The organism is Mucilaginibacter flavus, from assembly GCF_030409315.1.
GTDB lineage: Bacteria > Bacteroidota > Bacteroidia > Sphingobacteriales > Sphingobacteriaceae > Mucilaginibacter > Mucilaginibacter flavus.
Genome location: NZ_JAUFPS010000024.1, coordinates 80,033 through 97,545 on the forward strand (window position 1 = coordinate 80,033; position 17,513 = coordinate 97,545).

A 17,513-nucleotide genomic window follows, 5' to 3' on the forward strand; every position below is an offset into this window, starting at 1 on the left:
CAATGTAGTTTGTTTGGCAGGGGAAATGTTGTGTAAAAGTGTACTTGTTGTTTTCATAACAATTTAAATATAGAACGTAAAGCTGGTATTGTGTAGCAGCCTCTGCCTGTAAAAGCGCAGCTGCCCAATGTTATTTTAATTATAACGACGCGGTTTTATTGTTAACCAAAGCATCAACAGCCTTTAACATAGATGCAAATTCCTGGGTGTCATATAAACGGGTGAGGTAAACTATTTTACCATCCTTATTGATAACCACGTTACGGGTTACACCACTTTTTTTGTTGGCAAACAGGCCGAAAATATCGGCTCCGGGATCAAGTGCCAAAGGGTAGCTGATCTTCATTTCCTGGTGAAAACCCTTCACTTTTTCAAGCGGCTCATCACGGTCTACGCCAATTAGTACCAGGCCTTTGTCTTTATAGGCTTGCCAAACATCTTTTTCAAGATGGGGCATTTCCTGGCGGCATACGCTACACCAGCTTGCCGTAAATTGTAAAATAACTACCTTGCCGCGCAGGGCTTTTAATGAAGTAGTGGTACCATCGGCAAGTTTAAGCTCAAAGTTTGACGGGGCCTGATCGCCAACTTTTACAATGTAACCACGATCGTCGTTGGCTGTAGCCGATGGCGTTGTTTGTGCCAAAGCAACCGTTGCGGTTATTAATAATGAGCAGGCAATAAGTAAATGTTTAATATTCATAACAATAAATTTTAGCACCGCATTTTAACGGCCAATAAATGTTCATGAATTTTAATTAAGAAGGAAGATTAACTAAGGAGAAGACATAACGACCAGCCGTAAGCTGTGCAATAATTTTGCGAACATTATCTTTTTTACCGTTACCGGCAAACAGGAATTAGCACCTTTATAACCAGAAGAGTTTACAGGTTGCTAAGACATCATAGGGCCTTTCCCTCAGTCTTTCTTGATAATTAAAATTAAAGAACTATTTGATGATGCAAATATATAATAAAATCTACTAAATACATAGACATTATATAATTTATTTGTCATTTAAGTGAATTGGGATAATACTACACTATCCCCTTGATTTATTAGTAAAAAGTTGGTTACTGTAAAAGTGGAAATAATGCAAAGCCAGCTTCTGCATCCTGTCTTTCTGAGTTGTAAAATTTCACGAAATCCTGAAGATAAAACGGCATACTAAAAGGATTGTCATCCTGAGTTTGTAAATCCAGGGACTCTGAAAGTGAAATGACAACATCAAAAAATGGGGTCATGCTGAGCCTGTCGAAGCACGCGGGCGAAGGCCTCTGCGCGCGAGTCTTCGACAGGCTCAGACTGACGACCCTCTTTGTTTTTTACAACTTGTCATGGGTAGCCTGTCGAAGGATAGCGGGCAAAGGCCTCTACGCGCGCCCTTCGACAAGCTCAGGGTGACAGGCCCTCCGCACCCTAAAAACACAACATGTCACTCTGTTCAGAATGACAACTTTTGTATTATCAACCACCTATCTATCCGCTACACACCTAAAGCCAAGGTGCTCCATACCGCTGTCTTCGGTACTTTTCATACGGCGGGCTACGCGGTAGCCCGAGCAGTAGCTATCATTACAAAGAAAAGAGCCCCCTCTTATTACCCTTTTAATGGCATAAGGCTCATCGGGATCAAAACTTTTAGCCGGGCCGGTTGGATTTTTGACGCCTTCGGGCCGGCTAATTGTTGAGTAATAATTATTGTTGTAATAATCGGCACACCACTCCCACACGTTGCCGGCCATATCATATAAGCCATAGCCATTGGCAGCAAAGCTGGAAACCGGTGCCAGGCCGTAGAATTTATCTTTTACGGTATTATTATCCGGAAAATGGCCTTGCCAGGTATTGGCTTTAGCTTTTCCGGCATCAACAGGCTCGTTACCCCAGGGGTAAATGTTGTTTTGCAATCCGCCACGGGCCGCCCACTCCCACTCGGCCTCGGTTGGTAAACGTTTGCCTGCCCATTTGCAGTAAGCCACGGCATCGTACCAGGAAATATGCACCACGGGATATTTTTCTTTTCCCTTAATGCTGCTGCCTGCACCTTGCGGGTGCTTCCAATCGGCCCCGTTTTTCCAGGTCCACCACTGGCTGTAATCATTCAAATCAACGGCATGTTTAGGCGCGCTGAATACCAGGGATGCCGGTACCAGCATACTATCATCAGGCTTTGGTGTGCCCGGCGGCACTTGCTTTTTCAGTTCGTTCCAATCAGGCTTTTTCTCGGCGGTGGTTATATAGTTGGTAGCCTTTACAAAGCGGGCAAACTGTGCATTGGTTACTTCGGTAACATCAATCCAAAAGCCATTTACGGTTACCTTATGTTTAGGGTATTCGTCAGGGCTTGCCTGCTTATTATCGCCCCCCATTAAAAAAGTTCCCGGTTGAATAAAAACCATGCCTGCATGCGCTGTAGTTGGCGCAGCATTACTTCCCAACACTGCTACCGGCTTACGCGCTAATGAAGGGAAACGCGCGGGGATATTTGATTCGCAGCAAACGGCCTTTTTTGCCGACAATGAAGGTTTTACTTTAACTATACTACTCGCGGCTGCCGGCTTAGGCTTGCATGCCGAAAATTGCAGGCCGAGGCTTATAATTAAAACCCCATAACCCACCCCAAATAGCTTTTTATTGATATTGATTGATAATTCCTTCATCACCGGTTCAAAATACTTTATTAATTTTTAATTTAACTGATTTAGTTCGATTTTATATCGTGTATAAGTTTAACGATTAAAATACCACCTGGTAACGCTATTATTCCTTTAGTTTATTTTTGACTGCCCGTCGGTGTTGTATCAATCATTGATTGCTGGTTTGATTTGGCAACACTTGATTTTTTGTGGATGCGCTGTTTGAAAACATCGTCCCAATCAATAAAGGGATAGATATTATTCTTTTTAGCCTGATCGTCAAATACGGCCTGTAGCTCTTTCAATTTTTCGGGGTATTTAGCGGCAAGGTCAATACGCTCATTAAAGTCCTTATCTAAATTATACAGTTCCCATTTGTCTTTATTATAGTCCCTGGCTGTATCGGCAATATTGCGCGATGTATTGAAAAAAGCGGTGTTGTGCAAAGCCTCTGCTTTCCAGCCGTTTTTATAAATTGAGCGGGAACCGAATATGTAGTAATACTGCAAATTATGCCTGCTTGGTGCCGTTGCATTATCAAACGAGTACACCAGCGAGGTGCCTTGCAGGGTATCCTGCTTTACTCCTCTTATATATTCGGGCGCTTTAATCCCCAGATACTCAATGGTGGTAGGCAACAAATCGCTCACGTGGCTGTATTGAGTGCGGATGCCGCCTTTATCTTTAATTCCCTTTGGATAAAATACAATGAGCGGGTTACGGGTACCACCTTCTGAATTGGCATCCTGTTTCCAGTATTTAAACGGCGTATTCGCGGCCTGCGCCCAGCCTAAAGGATAGTTGGCTTCGGTACCTTCTGGTGTGCCTATCTCGTCAATTTTGCTCAGGTTATATTTAATGGTTTCGCTTTCTGATTGCGTGTTGGCCAATATCGAGCGGTCGATATCGCCATTCTGCGATCCTTCTTTACTGGCACCATTATCGCCAATTACTACAAATATCAGGGTATTATCCAGTTGATTGCTTTGTTTCAGGTAGCTTATCAGGCGTTCTGTTTCATGATCGGTATAGGTAAGGTAACCGGCATATACCTCCATAAAACGGGCATACAGTTTCTTTTCATCGGCCGATAAGGTATTCCAGGCTCTGATACCGGCGTTGCGTGGCGGCAATACCGCGTCTTTAGGGATAATGCCTTTGCGTTTTTGTTCGGCAAATACTTTCTCCCTGAAAACATCCCATCCTTCGTCAAACTTGCCTTTGTACAGGTCGCTCCACTCTTTTGCTACCTGGTGCGGCGCGTGAGTAGCTCCCGGCGCATAATACAAAAAGAAAGGTTTGTTAGGGGCAACTTTTTGCTGGCGGGTAAGGTAGCTGATAGCCTTATCGGTGATCTGCTCGCTCAGGTGGCGGCCATCCGGCGTAACATGGGCGTTATCTTCAACCAGGTCGGGTTTGTATTGGTCTGTTTGCGAACCCAGGAAACCGAAAAAGTGGTCAAAACCTTTACCGCTTGGCCAACGATCAAACGGACCGGCATCGGTAGCGTCCTCATCTGGCGTTAAACCATATTTACCCACCGCGAAGGTGTTGTACCCGTTTTCACGAAGAATTTCGGCAATGGTGCCTTTATCAGAAGGGATACGACCATCATAACCGGGGAAACCGGCCGAAAGTATGGTATGCGCGAAGCCCCCCATATGTACATAATGATGATTACGGCCTGTAAGCAGCGAGGCCCTGGTAGGCGCGCAAATAGCCGCTGTATGAAAATTGGTGTAACGCAAACCATTGTTGGCCAGGCTATCATAGGTAGGTGTATTGATAACGCCGCCAAACGCGCTGGTTGCTCCAAAACCTACATCATCAAGCAATATCCATATTACGTTTGGCGCGCCCTTGGGCGCTTTGACGGGTGCGGGCCACCATTCTTTTGATTCGGCAAGTGTTTTGCCCACTGTACCCTGGTAAGCCGCCGGCTGCTCATTCTGGGCGAGGGCCGTTACCGATGTTAAGGCCAATAAGGCCGCCGATAACAAAGCAGCCGCCTTGGGGTAATTAGTTTTAGTTGTTTCCATTTGTTGAGTGTAATTATTATTTGAGCAAGGGAGCAGATAAATTATTCTTTATTTATAGAAATTGGGGGACCTGAGGATGCACTTATATTCAATCCGCACAGCCATAAAATCCCCCTCAGCGCTGCTGTTAACAGCGCATGTCATTGACTTTTGCTAAAAATGAGTAAAGGATACGATAGGCAAATGTTATAAGCGGGCTTCTTTAGCCGGTGCTATTACATTAGGCAAATTGCGAGATTGTTAACAACAGCAACAACAGCTATTAAACTGCTGGGCATTGTCAAGAGAAGATTTATTTAACCCCGGGGTAGGATTTAAAAAAGCGTTCATTGCATTAATTTTATAGCACAAATATAAAATTATTTTTATAAACTACTAAATCTATAGAAATTATATTATTAATTTAATAAACGTGCGCCTCCTTACTTAAAGCCTTCGCCGATAATGGTTTGAAAAGCGGGGCAACATCATCACTTTATTATTTTACGCTACCTTATGTTTAATTAGTTTTTGAGGATCAAAGAAGTGATTTAGCGGCCCCTCCCCTTCACCGGTTTTAACATCGTGCCCGGCAACAATAGCCTGGTGCACATAAGCTTTAGCTTTCTCAATGGCGGTGCAGATGTCATGATTTAAACCAACAAAAGCGGCAATGGCAGATGATAGTGTACAACCCGTACCGTGTGTATTTTGAGTGCTAACAGCAGCTGATTGGAATATTTTTTTAGCTCCGTTTTTATCAAGGTACAAATCAAACAAATCCGGCCCTTGTAAATGGCCTCCTTTAACCAAAACGGCGTTGCATCCGGCTTTTATCATGTGGCGGGCGGCTTCTTGCATGTCGGCAAGGGTATCGATCTTCATTGCCGCCAGTATTTCGGCCTCATTTAAATTGGGCGTAATCAGCCTCGATATTGGAAACAATTCTTTTTGAAGGGTGACTATTGTATCTTTTTCAATTAAACGGTGGCCGCTGGTTGATACCATTACCGGATCAAAAATGACCGGCACCTGTGGGTAATCTTTCACTACTGTAGCTATGGCGAGCGCTAACTCGGCAGAGTGGACCATGCCGATTTTGATTGCCATTGGTTTAATATCATCCATAACAACCTTAATTTGCTGTTGAACAATAGTTGCCGGTATGCTGTGAATACCTGTTACGCCCAATGTATTTTGCACAGTAATAGCCGTAATTGCTGAAGTTCCGTAGCAGCCAAGGGCGCTAAATGTTTTCAAGTCGGCTTGTATGCCCGCGCCGCCGCCGCTATCTGATCCTGCAATGGTAAGCAGGGCGGTATATTTATATGGAGTGCTCACAAAATCCCTTCTTTTAAGTTAAAAACCTCTCCTTTAAAATGAGGCTTTACTATGTTAACCGCCATTTTACTTCGCTTACCGGTTTGGCATACAAATACCAGCTTTTTATTTGTAGGAAAGGTTGATATATAGTCATGAAGGTTGTATAGCGATATGTTTATCCCGCCAATATTGTGATCCTCAAATTCATAATCTTCCCGTACATCAACAAGGTAAACACTGTCGGGAGTTTCAGTTAGCCAGGTATTTAAAACAGCTATGGGAATCTCGTCGTTTACAATTCCAACAGGCCTTTCCTCCTGTACAGGCAATTGGGATTTGGTTGGCTGTTGTGCCGTAATCTTAAAAACCGTCGTGCTGTTATTAAGCGCGTCAATGGTCAATAACCTGCCCGATAGCGTTTCTCCTATCCCACAAACAACCTTAATGGCTTCATTGGCCATATAGGTTCCTATGATGCCTGGCAATACGCCAATTACCCCAATCTCCGAACAATTAGGAACCTCATCTTCCGGTGGTGGCTCGGGGAAAACGTCTCTGTAATTGGGTCCGTTTTGATAGTTGAAAACGGATACCTGTCCCTCAAACTTAAAAATGGAGCCAAAAACAAGCGGCTTAAGCAAAGCCACGCAGGTATCGTTCACCAGGTATCGGGTAGGGAAATTATCTGAGCCATCAATTACAAGATCATATTGTTTAAAAAGTTGAGCAGCATTGTCATTTGTAATCCTTTGCTGGTAAGCAACAATGTTGATAAATGGATTTAGCAAACCCAGCTTTTGTTTAGCAGTTTTAGCTTTGGGCTTTCCTATGTCGGCAGTTGAGTATAGAATTTGCCGGTGCAGGTTACTTATATCAACCACATCATCGTCGACTATGCCAATGGTGCCCACGCCTGCCGCAGCCAAATATTGTAATACCGGACAGCCCAGGCCGCCGGCACCTATCATCAACACTTTGGCTGCCTTTAATTTTTGCTGCCCTTCCATCCCCAGCTCGGGTAAAATTACCTGGCGGCTGTACCGCTTTAATTCCTCTCGCTCCAACATAACATATTGTTTAGGCCAAACATTTATCCCAATCTTTCCATACAGCCTCATAACCCTGGGCGGTTATTACTTTAGCTATTTCGGCCGGACTACGTTCGTCGGATATTTCAAACTGCTCCAACGATTCCGGCGCAACCACATAACCGCCGGGATTAGTTTTAGAACCAGCGCTGATGGATGTAATACCCAGCTTAATAATATTATCGCGGAAGGCTGGCGATTCGCGCGTAGAGATTGATAGCTCTACCTCCTCGTTAAATATGCGGTAGGCGCAAATTAGTTGCACCAGTTCACGGTCGCTCATTTCTACTTTGGGCTCAAGGCCCCCACTAAAAGGGCGTAACCTGGGGAAAGAGAGGCTGTATTTGCTTTGCCAGTATTTTTTTTCGAGGTAACTGAGATGCAGGGCGGTAAAAAAACAATCGGTGCGCCAATCTTCCAGGCCAATCAATACACCGAGGCCCATTTTATGGATTCCGGCTTTTCCCAGGCGGTCGGGCGTTTCTACCCGGTATTTAAAGTTTGATTTTTTGCCTTTTGGGTGATGCTTTTTATAATCTTCCTGGTGATAGGTTTCCTGGTAAACCAATACCGTATTTAAACCATAGGGTGTCAATTGCTCATAATCTTCCAGATCCATGGGTTGTATTTCCATAGAGATATGCGCGAAATGCGGGCGGATAAGTTCCAGTACTTTTTTAAAGTAATCGACATGTACGTTTACATTATCCTCGCCCGTAACCAGCAATACATGTTCATAGCCCATCGCTTTTATGGCCGCTACCTCCTGCATAAGCTCCATCGGCGAAAGCGTTTTACGCTTCACTTTATTATCGTAGCTAAAACCGCAATACGTACAAATATTACTGCACTCGTTTGATAAATAGAGCGGCACATACATTTGCAACACCTTGCCAAAGCGTTTTAAAGTTAGCTGCTGACTTATCTGCGCCATTTGCTCCAGGTAAGGTGCCGCCGCCGGCGATACCAGGGCCTTAAAATCTTCTAAAGTTCTTTTGGTTGCCGCTAAAGCCCGCTCCACATCATCGCTTGTTTTAGCGTATATGGAGGCCTTGGTATCGTCCCAATTGTAGGTTTCAAAAATATCGTTAAAGCTATTCATCTAAAAACGAGGTTAGTGGACTGCTTGCAACCGCATGCGAAACTGCCGATGCTAATTTTGCCTCAAAAGCCATGCGCCCGGCTTCAACAGCTAATTTAAATGCCGCGGCCATTTGTATAGGATTGGCTGATATCGCTATCGCCGTATTCACCAACACCGCATCGGCACCAATTTCCATGGCCCAGGCCGCGTCTGATGGTGAACCAATACCGGCGTCAACGATAACCGGCACATTGCTCTGGCTAATGATGATCTCCAAAAAATCGATGGTTTTTAAGCCTTTGTTACTACCAATGGGCGACCCTAAGGGCATTACGGCAGCCGTTCCGACATCTTCCAGCCGTTTGCACAAAACCGGATCGGCATGAATATAGGGAAGTACAATAAAACCCAGTTTAGATAGTTCTTCAGTAGCCTTTAAGGTTTCTATCGGATCGGGCATCAGGTACTTAGGATCGGGGTGTATTTCCAGTTTTATCCAGTTGGTCTCCAGAGCCTCACGTGCCAGCTGAGCAGCAAAAACCGCTTCCCTGGCATTACGTACGCCCGATGTATTGGGCAACAAATTGATATGCGGATATTTTAGCCTCATCAACAGATCATCCTGATCATTTCTTTTAACATCCACCCGTTTCAATGCTACCGTAACCAACTCCGAGCCCGAAGCCAGTAAAGCTTCTTCCATTAAAACCGAAGAGCTAAACTTACCAGTGCCCGTAAACAAGCGCGAGTTGAATATTTTATCTGCTATTTTTAACATTTTGTATTGATTTAAATTTGAGCTAAAAGCAAAAGGCTTAAAGCTTAAAGCCAATGCTTTGTTTATCAATATGGTTAGTCTGTAATTTGGGGATTATTATTACACTCAATTAAACCACCAACAAATAACTGGCATTCAGTTGCTGATACATCTGTTTTACCATCAATGAAGCATCGGCGGCATGCGTAATGGCACCAGAAACAGCTACGCCATATAAACCGGCTGCCATGATTCGGTTTATATCCTGTTGCTCTATACCACCTATTGCAATAATGGGCGTTTGGATGCCGGCCAGCTTCACTTTTTTCATAATTTCGGCATAGCCCTCCAGGCCCAATATGGGGCTGAGTTTTTGTTTGGTTTTGGTGAACCGGTATGGCCCCAGACCTATGTAATCTACACCTTCGGCAACCCTTTGTTTAATATGCTCAAACGTGTTAGCTGTGCCACCTATAATCATCGCATTACCCACAATGGCCCTGGCCTGATTCACCGGCATATCATCCAAACCCAGGTGAAGGCCATATGCCCCGGCTTTGAGAGCAATTTCGGGGTGATCATTCACAATTAGTTTAGCCCCATATTCATTGCATAATTCGGTGGCAGTTAAGGCGTATTCAAGAATATCTGCTTCAGGTTGCGCTTTAACTCTTAATTGTATCCATTTAGCGCCGGCATTAAGCGCCGCTTTTATAGCGGTGATATGGGTACCATTTGCCGGTTGTTGTGATATATAATGTAATCTGTCAATCATCTGGTTTAATTGGTTGTCAGTTTTTTTAATTTTTTGAAGTTGATTACCGCCTCGGACGGGTTATCCCAAACGGCCCCCAGTACAGCGGTACCATCAAAATTCATTGCCTTTACTTTATTCAGGTTAGTTTCGTTTATTCCTCCCAGAGCAATCACCTGCTGGTTTATTTCTGTTTTATCTAAATAAAATTGCTCAGGAACTATCCCACTGTAACCTGCCTTGGAGATACTATTGAATACCGGACCGAAAAAACTGTAATTAAAAGCCCTTAATGACGGCAATACCTCTAAATCATGCGCCGATGTGCTTAATACATACCCCTGTTTCATTTGCATGCCCAATTTTTCTGACGATGTGTTAATTCGCTCATGTTCTTTGTAATGCAATCCTTTTATATCAAAATATCCGGCCAGGTGATGATGCTGGTGCAAAGCAATTTGCCCATGAAACAATTGGTCAATCTGTATTAATAAATCACTTAACTGCGTGGCATCCCAACCCGGCTTACGCAGATGAAAGCGTTGCATACCAGCCTCAAAAAGCCGGTTAATGATAGCTGCTTCATCTGCAATTTCCCCGGGGGCGGATATAACTACCAGCTCCATTTTATAAATAGATCTCGCTTCCCTTTTCGGCAAACTCCTTCGATTTTTGTTCCATGCCCTTTGCCAAGGCATCCTCTTCGCCTACACCGTTTTCTTTGGCGTATTCGCGCACATCCTGCGTAATTTTCATGGAGCAAAAGTTAGGACCACACATCGAACAAAAGTGCGCGATCTTGGCACCTTCGGCAGGCAGGGTTTCATCATGAAACTCTTTAGCTGTATCCGGATCGAGCGATAAATTGAACTGATCTTCCCACCTAAACTCAAAACGGGCCTTGCTAAGCGCATTATCCCGGTATTGCGCGCCGGGATGGCCTTTAGCCAAATCGGCTGCGTGGGCTGCAATCTTATAGGTGATCACTCCATCTTTTACATCTTTTTTGTTAGGCAAGCCCAGGTGTTCTTTTGGGGTAACATAACAAAGCATAGCCGTACCAAACCAGCCAATCATGGCCGCGCCTATTGCCGAAGTGATGTGATCGTACCCAGGCGCTATATCCGTAGTCAGCGGACCTAATGTATAAAACGGAGCTTCAGAACAATGCTGCAATTGCTTTTCCATGTTCTCCTTAATCAGGTGCATAGGTACGTGACCGGGACCTTCAATAATGGTTTGCACATCGTGTTTCCAGGCAATTTTAGTCAGTTCGCCTAAAGTTTCCAGTTCGCCAAATTGGGCGGCATCGTTGGCATCGGCAATGCAACCGGGACGTAAACCATCGCCTAACGAAAACGACACATCGTATGCCTTCATAATTTCGCAGATCTCTTCAAAATGCGTGTACAAAAAATTCTCTTTATGATGCGCCAAGCACCACTTAGCCATAATAGAGCCTCCACGGGATACAATGCCGGTTATACGCTTTGCCGTTAAGGGCACATAACGCAACAACACCCCGGCATGGATGGTAAAATAATCTACCCCCTGCTCAGCCTGTTCAATCAATGTATCGCGGAATAGTTCCCAGGTTAAATCTTCAGCCTTCCCGTTTACTTTTTCTAAAGCCTGGTAAATAGGTACCGTACCAATGGGCACCGGCGAGTTACGGATAATCCACTCGCGGGTTTCATGAATGTTTTTGCCGGTAGATAGGTCCATTATGGTATCTGCTCCCCAGCGGCAGGCCCATACGGCTTTCTCCACTTCTTCCTCGATGCTGGATGTTACCGCAGAGTTGCCGATGTTGGCGTTGATTTTCACCAAAAAATTACGCCCTATAATCATGGGTTCTATTTCGGGGTGATTGATATTGGATGGAATTACCGCCCGGCCGGCGGCGACCTCCTGCCTCACAAAATCGGGCGTAATGTAACCCTTGGGCGTATTGGCACCAAAGCTATGCCCCTGGTGCTGATGGTTCATTACCTCGTACTGCCCGTTAAGCTGCTCTTTTAAAAGATCAATACGCTGGTTTTCGCGAATGGCGATATATTCCATCTCGGGCGTAATGATCCCTTTTTTGGCATAATGCATTTGCGATACATTCATCCCGGCTTTAGCGCGGAAAGGTTTTGTGGTATGGTTAAAACGCAGGCCATCTAAGCTGCTATCATTTAACCGCTGCTGCCCGTATTGCGATGAAATATGATCCAGCTGTTCCACATCTCCCCTATCCATGATCCATTTTTTGCGCAAACCGGGTAAGCCTTTTTTCACATCGATGGTGGCATTCACATCGGTATAGGGGCCGCTGGTATCATACACGGTTACCGGGGCATTAGGTTCAGTTTCGCCAAACCTGCCATGAAGTTTGGTATCGCTTAAACTAATTTCACGCATGGCTACCTGAATATCATGCAGTTGTCCTTGTACAAAAATCTTTTTTGAAGCCGGAAAAGGCGTAGTAGTTAACACCTGGTCTGTCGGAATTTTTTCTTGTTTCATTGGTTTCGATTTGATGATTAGCCGCCTTGAGTAGCTTTAATGATAATTACATGATCGCCGGGACCGAGCGTTTGCGCTTCCCAGTTGGCTTTAGAAACAATGGCTTGGTTTACAGCCACAGCAATGCCCTTAACGGAGGTTTTTAACACATCCGTGAGTAAATGCTGCACACTGCAAGCATCGGTAACGTGGTAAGTTTGTTGATTTACGGTTATTTCCATTCTGAATCTAAAAAAATAACTTTTAGGAATGGCCCCGTATGGAGGAAAGAAAAAACAACCCGAATATCAGTCAAAGTTGTTGTCACTTTTCCCTTCGGCAGTACTAACTGCATCAGGTTCAAAGGGTATTATCTCAGTCCATTGAAGGACACCCCTAAAGTTGCAACAAACTTATATAAAAGATTTAACAAGAAACAAATTATTGTTTAATAATTAAATATTGGCCGGTAAAGCCGACTTACAGGAACAGTGTCTGGTGTAAAAAAAACGAAGCAATCAACTATCTATCAAGCAATTAAAAACCTCATAGAACCATTAATATGGTTAACAGTCATTGACCTCAACTCATCTAAAATTTAACCTGAAAAAACCGCTTAAAACAAACGAGGCCCGCAAATGGCGGGCCTGTTCACACTATATTTTAGCAATCTTATTGAATTAGCCAGCGTTGGGCGCTGCCGCCGTTCCAGCCCCATTGTACCAGCTTATAGCCGTTTACATTTGAGCTTGAATTATCCAGGGCACCGCTTGTACTTTGATTCCAGATTTTGTAAGTACCGTCAGATTGTTTATCAACCCACCAGCGCTGGTTGGTATTACGGCTTGGAGTGTACTGGATTAATTGCAGGCCATTAGTTGCCGCACCACCCGGCACATCAAGGCAAAGCCAGCTGTACTGGCTAACAATGTTCCATGAATTATCCTCGTTTTGAGTAAAATTCCATTTCTGGCTCAGGCCATTATTCAATCCCCATATTACAACGCCGGTACCATTACCGCTAAGGCTACCGTTGTCAACGGCTATACCATTCTGGCTGTTTACAATAACATGCGTACCCGCCAAATTATCTGGCTGCGAGCCGGGTGTATATTGCAGCCAGGCTACCGCGCTTGCAAACTTGCTTGTGGTTAAAGTATTATCGGTAGGCGTTGCCTGATCCCAGCCGTTCCAGGTAATGTTATAATCGGTACGGCGGTTGTTCCATATCGCGGTGGCATTTTGCGCCATCCATGGGTAGTAGGTACTCCACATATGATTATCCCGCACAAAATGGCCAAGGCCACGGGCAAACTCATCGCCCCAGGTATTAAGGTAACCGGCATTGTTGGTGATAATGCCATTGGTAGTCATGTTATTCTTTACATAATCTATAGATCTTTTGGCGTCGTTATAATAGTTTACGTTGCCGGTTATCTGGTACAATAGGTTGGCAAAATCAACAAACGTACCCTGGTTGTAAACCGCCGAACCTTGATCTACCGTATTACTTCGATCAATACCGGCATAAACCTGGCCGGTGCTTGAATTATAAATATGGTTCCAAACCCAATCATATATCTGGGTGGCTTTGGTTAAATAGCTTTGATCGTGCGTACTTTGATAAATAAGACAAGCCACCTTGCCCAGGCTATTGTTTGATAATGCCTGTTTGTTGATAGGCTGCCCGGCAGGTGTCATATCGGGTTGTTGCTCCCAAATGCCGCCGCCATTGTACTGCGTATCCCAGCCACGGGCGTAGGCCATATCAAAGCCGTATTTGGCCTGGGTAAGGAAATTAGCCGTACCCGTCATTTGATAACCGCGAATAAGCGCCAGGGAAAACCAACCGATATCATCGTTCCAGCCATCCCAGGTCCATGGTGGTGGCGTGTTTTGCAGCCAGGTGTTGCAAAGGTTATTAACCAATGTTTTATGCGTTGCGCTGCCGGTACGTTCATAAGCATCTTCGGCCACCAAAATATCAAGCGATGCCACCCAGGTACCATCGGCAGTACCATCGCTGATTGATTTTTTGTAATAAGTTTGCCCGCCCGAGTTTACGAGGAAAGCGTTGTTGTACGCGTTAAAAGCGGCATCGGCATTACCCGCGTTGGCCGAACTGGTGTGCACCGCCAGCTTTGAGCCATTGGTTGTTTGCCCATCATCTGTTTTAGGTGTCGCTGTTTTTTTACAGGCCGGACACATGAGTGCAACACCTGCCGCCAACGGGAGCAGCCCCCGCAGCCAATAGCTGTTTTTTAAGTGATTTTTCTTCATAATGTTGTTTTTATAGATTGTTTTAAAGTGGTTTCGCTTTTTAAGCCCCGAGCTATCCTGGTTTGGCAACAGGGATAGCACGGGGACAAAAAATTATTTTTCAGATAGTGTAGGGTATAAAAGCTACTTTTTGCTCAAAGGCATCCCTCACCATCAATTTCGGTGTTTGAAACGATAGCAGATGAATACTTTAAAAGCCGAAGTAGTAATGGAAAAACTATAGGTGGTTGGTTAGCCCCACCTATAGGATATTTTAAAAAGCATTAAGCTCGGCCACCTGCATATATGATGCGTTGTAGGCCGAATTAATGGTAACTTTAAAGTAACGGGCGTCTTTAAAGCCCCCCGGCAAAAATTGCTTTTGCAGGTCTTTGTTGTTTAGCAGGTTAAACGTACCTGCATCAACCCAGGTAATGTTATCAAGGCTTACCTTAACATTCACTTCGTTGGGTTTGCCGGCACCATCGCCCTGCCTGCCCACAAATGATAAGCCATGCAAGGTGGCAACCGCGCCCATATCAATAATGATGAAATGCGGCGGGCCAGGTGCCGCGCCCGACCAGTTGGAATGCCAAAACGTATTGATGTTGCCATCCAAAGCAAAAATAGCACGCCCGTTATTTGGTCCTTCGCCGCTTGCTTCCTGCGAGGAGAAGCCGATAACCGCCCATTTGGTTCTGTCATAATTAGGATAATCATTAAAATCGGGCTGCGCCTTTACCTGGTAAAAGGTGGTACGTAAAACAGGATTAACTTTAGCGGCACTGGTAGCAATGCTAATGGGTAACAGGTAAGTTTTTAAAGCATCCATAGCGCCATCTCCCTTGGTTTTAAACGAGATACTGAAAGGGCTGGTACTTAACTGCCCTTTCAGTATAGTACCCGATGTATTTGAAAGCGTGTAACTGGCTGCCGGTAAAAGCGGGTAGTTGGTTTTATTTACCACGTTAAAACTATCAACCATAGCGCTGTTTACGGTGAAGGTAATGGGTATATCCGTGGTGGGATAATCCTGGCCGCCAAAATCGGCACCATAAGTAGCGGTTTGTACGCTATCGGTTATTTTAAAGGTTTTTACTACCGGGTTGTTTACAGCTTCGGGCATGTATACTTTGCTGTAACTATCTACCGGCTGGTTTGGTAAATCAACCTTATCCTTACAGCCATACAACAAACTGCTTGCGGCAAGGCCAAAAAACAATATATATTTTGAAATATTTGAGGTTAACATAACGTCGGTTTTAAAGTTTATAAATGATTATTACCATCCGGGATTTTGAACAACCAGCTTTGATCTGTCAATATCATACTGACTGATAGGGAACCAATAAGAGGCCGGCGAACGAAACAGGTGGTTAGTCGCTACCACCCTGTTGTAAAAATCGTTACCGTCTTTATTGATATCCATTCCGTGTAAAGCGCCCATAACCTGGGGTGCAATTTTCCACCGGCGAATGTCAAACCATCGCTGCTCTTCAAAGGCCAGCTCAACGCGGCGTTCCTGCCAAATGCGCGTGCGCACATCTGATTGGCTTACCGGTACCGGTAATGATTTGTTGCCGGCTCCGTATTGCGGAATGCCCGCCCTATCACGTATAAGGTTTACATATTTTAAGATATCGGGATTACCGGGCGCGTACTCGTTCAAGGCCTCGGCATAGTTCAAATAAATTTCACCAAGCCTGAACAGTACCTCGGGGCGTGCCTGTGTAGCGCCGTTACCGCCCGAGCCGTTATTGCTTTGCGTGCCCACGTTTTTGCGCACCAGATAGCCGGTTTTTGACCAATCTGTAGGGTGCCCGTTTTTACCATTCGGTCCGCTCACAAAAAATGATATAGCCGCCGGGCTTTGCATTTTACCGCCCTGAAAAATAGCATTGTTATAGGTAACTGAAGCGTAAAAACGTGGTTCGCGGTTCATGTACATGTTGTACACCTGTACGCCATTCACGTTGGTAAATCCGGTTTCTGAGTATAGGGATGATTCATGTATGGGCAAACCATCGGTCATAAAATAAGCATCAACCTGCTCCTGCGTTGGGGCAATACCATTCCAGCCGCCGGCTTGCCTTGGCATGGAGTTTACGTCAAAACCCGGCAAATTATTATCCTTACGTACAAATATCTGCTCGGCATTCCAGGGGATAAAAAATATGCCTTGCAATGACTTGACAGGATCGCCGCTGGGATCTTTATACAAAGTATACAAATTCAAATCAATCACCGCCTTGGCGGCGTCTGCTGCTTTTTTCCATTTGGCAGCATCATAATTTTGATTGATCATAGGCTTACCATCCTGGTTTTTAAAGCCCGAAAAATCGGTATTGCCGTTATATAACGGGCTTGCCGCATATAACAACAAGCGCGATTTAACAGCCAAAGCCATCCCAACCGTGGCCCTGCCATATTGTATATCACTTGCCTGCCCGTTGTTTGACGGCACTTGCGGTAATACCGCCGCGGCCTTATCCAATTCGCCGCTTACGTAGTTTACGCAATCATCAAACGAGCTGCGGGGAATCTGCATTTGGGTAGCCGTCGCATCGGCAGGAATTTCTTTATCACCAACTATCACAACCGGCCCGTATTGGCGCATCAATAAAAAGTAATAGTAGGCACGTAAAAACCTGGCTTCGGCTGTGTATTGATCTATCAGTTGCTGGCCGTTGAGTGCCAGGATTTCGGCATTACCACCAATGTGGTTAATAAAATAGGTAGCCGAGCGGATACCATCGTAATAATGATTCCATTTATCAAAAATGGCGTTACCCGCGCTGATGTTACCAATGTTAAGGTCATATATGGTGTATTTTGACCAGGTAACATCAACCTCATCGGCATTGCCAAGCCATGGATTTTGGGTCCATTGTTCAGATTCATCGTCAACGTAGCTGTATACATTGGCCAGGTATTGTTCTGAAGGGCCTTTTTTCTGAAAAACCTGCTCAATGGTAACCCTGTCATTAGGTACCTGATCAAGGTATTTTTTGCAGCTGGTACATGGCAATATTAAAATGAGCAATGCCATGCTATATTTTATGATTGTATTTTTCATATCTGTTTATATTTGATGATAACC

General features: G+C 44.7%; 14 protein-coding genes and 2 riboswitches. All 14 genes read right to left on the reverse strand.

Features of this window, described 5'->3' with window-relative positions; translation table 11 throughout:
* Positions 1-139: 139 nt before the first annotated feature.
* Positions 140-703 carry a TlpA family protein disulfide reductase gene (locus QWZ17_RS08470; RefSeq protein WP_290304707.1) on the reverse strand — a complete coding sequence of 188 codons (564 nt, stop codon included), beginning with the start codon at positions 701-703 and terminating at the stop codon, positions 140-142.
* Positions 704-825: 122 nt separating this feature from the next.
* A riboswitch (SAM riboswitch) is annotated at positions 826-939 on the reverse strand.
* A 537-nt stretch (positions 940-1,476) separates the two neighbouring features.
* Positions 1,477-2,664, reverse strand: a complete 1,188-nt coding sequence (locus QWZ17_RS08475) for a formylglycine-generating enzyme family protein (protein ID WP_290304708.1) — start codon at positions 2,662-2,664, stop codon at positions 1,477-1,479.
* 113 nt (positions 2,665-2,777) lie between these two features.
* Positions 2,778-4,679 (reverse strand): arylsulfatase, encoded by a 1,902-nt coding sequence (locus QWZ17_RS08480; protein WP_290304709.1) that lies wholly within the window; start codon positions 4,677-4,679, stop codon positions 2,778-2,780.
* Positions 4,680-5,162: 483 nt separating this feature from the next.
* Positions 5,163-5,999 carry a bifunctional hydroxymethylpyrimidine kinase/phosphomethylpyrimidine kinase gene (gene thiD, locus QWZ17_RS08485; protein WP_290304710.1) on the reverse strand — a complete coding sequence of 279 codons (837 nt, stop codon included), beginning with the start codon at positions 5,997-5,999 and terminating at the stop codon, positions 5,163-5,165.
* Positions 5,996-7,048, reverse strand: a complete 1,053-nt coding sequence (gene moeB / locus QWZ17_RS08490; protein WP_290304711.1) for a molybdopterin-synthase adenylyltransferase MoeB — start codon at positions 7,046-7,048, stop codon at positions 5,996-5,998. Before moeB ends, thiD begins: the two co-directional genes overlap by 4 nt.
* Before the next feature lie 10 nt (positions 7,049-7,058).
* Complete coding sequence (thiH, locus tag QWZ17_RS08495; protein WP_290304712.1) at positions 7,059-8,171, reverse strand: 2-iminoacetate synthase ThiH; 1,113 nt, start codon at positions 8,169-8,171, stop codon at positions 7,059-7,061.
* Positions 8,164-8,931, reverse strand: a complete 768-nt coding sequence (locus QWZ17_RS08500; RefSeq protein ID WP_290304715.1) for a thiazole synthase — start codon at positions 8,929-8,931, stop codon at positions 8,164-8,166. The genes thiH and QWZ17_RS08500 overlap by 8 nt, the downstream gene beginning before the upstream one ends.
* 109 nt (positions 8,932-9,040) lie before the next feature.
* On the reverse strand, positions 9,041-9,685 hold the full coding sequence (locus QWZ17_RS08505) for a thiamine phosphate synthase (protein ID WP_290304716.1): 645 nt from the start codon (positions 9,683-9,685) through the stop codon (positions 9,041-9,043).
* Between the two features lie 5 nt (positions 9,686-9,690).
* Positions 9,691-10,290 carry a thiamine phosphate synthase gene (locus tag QWZ17_RS08510; protein ID WP_290304717.1) on the reverse strand — a complete coding sequence of 200 codons (600 nt, stop codon included), beginning with the start codon at positions 10,288-10,290 and terminating at the stop codon, positions 9,691-9,693.
* 1 nt (position 10,291) lies between these two features.
* Positions 10,292-12,175, reverse strand: coding sequence for a phosphomethylpyrimidine synthase ThiC (gene thiC, locus QWZ17_RS08515; protein ID WP_290304719.1), 1,884 nt, complete (start codon positions 12,173-12,175; stop codon positions 10,292-10,294).
* A 17-nt stretch (positions 12,176-12,192) separates the two neighbouring features.
* The gene (gene thiS / locus QWZ17_RS08520) at positions 12,193-12,396 is read right to left on the reverse strand and encodes a sulfur carrier protein ThiS (RefSeq protein WP_290304721.1); all 204 of its coding nucleotides are present in this window, start codon (positions 12,394-12,396) and stop codon (positions 12,193-12,195) included.
* A gap of 72 nt (positions 12,397-12,468) precedes the next feature.
* Positions 12,469-12,562: riboswitch (TPP riboswitch) on the reverse strand.
* 264 nt (positions 12,563-12,826) lie between these two features.
* Positions 12,827-14,434, reverse strand: coding sequence for a glycoside hydrolase family 76 protein (locus QWZ17_RS08525; protein WP_290304723.1), 1,608 nt, complete (start codon positions 14,432-14,434; stop codon positions 12,827-12,829).
* 253 nt (positions 14,435-14,687) lie between these two features.
* The gene (locus QWZ17_RS08530) at positions 14,688-15,665 is read right to left on the reverse strand and encodes a BT_3987 domain-containing protein (protein ID WP_290304724.1); all 978 of its coding nucleotides are present in this window, start codon (positions 15,663-15,665) and stop codon (positions 14,688-14,690) included.
* A gap of 30 nt (positions 15,666-15,695) precedes the next feature.
* Positions 15,696-17,489 (reverse strand): RagB/SusD family nutrient uptake outer membrane protein, encoded by a 1,794-nt coding sequence (locus tag QWZ17_RS08535; RefSeq protein WP_290304725.1) that lies wholly within the window; start codon positions 17,487-17,489, stop codon positions 15,696-15,698.
* Positions 17,490-17,513 lie beyond the last annotated feature (24 nt).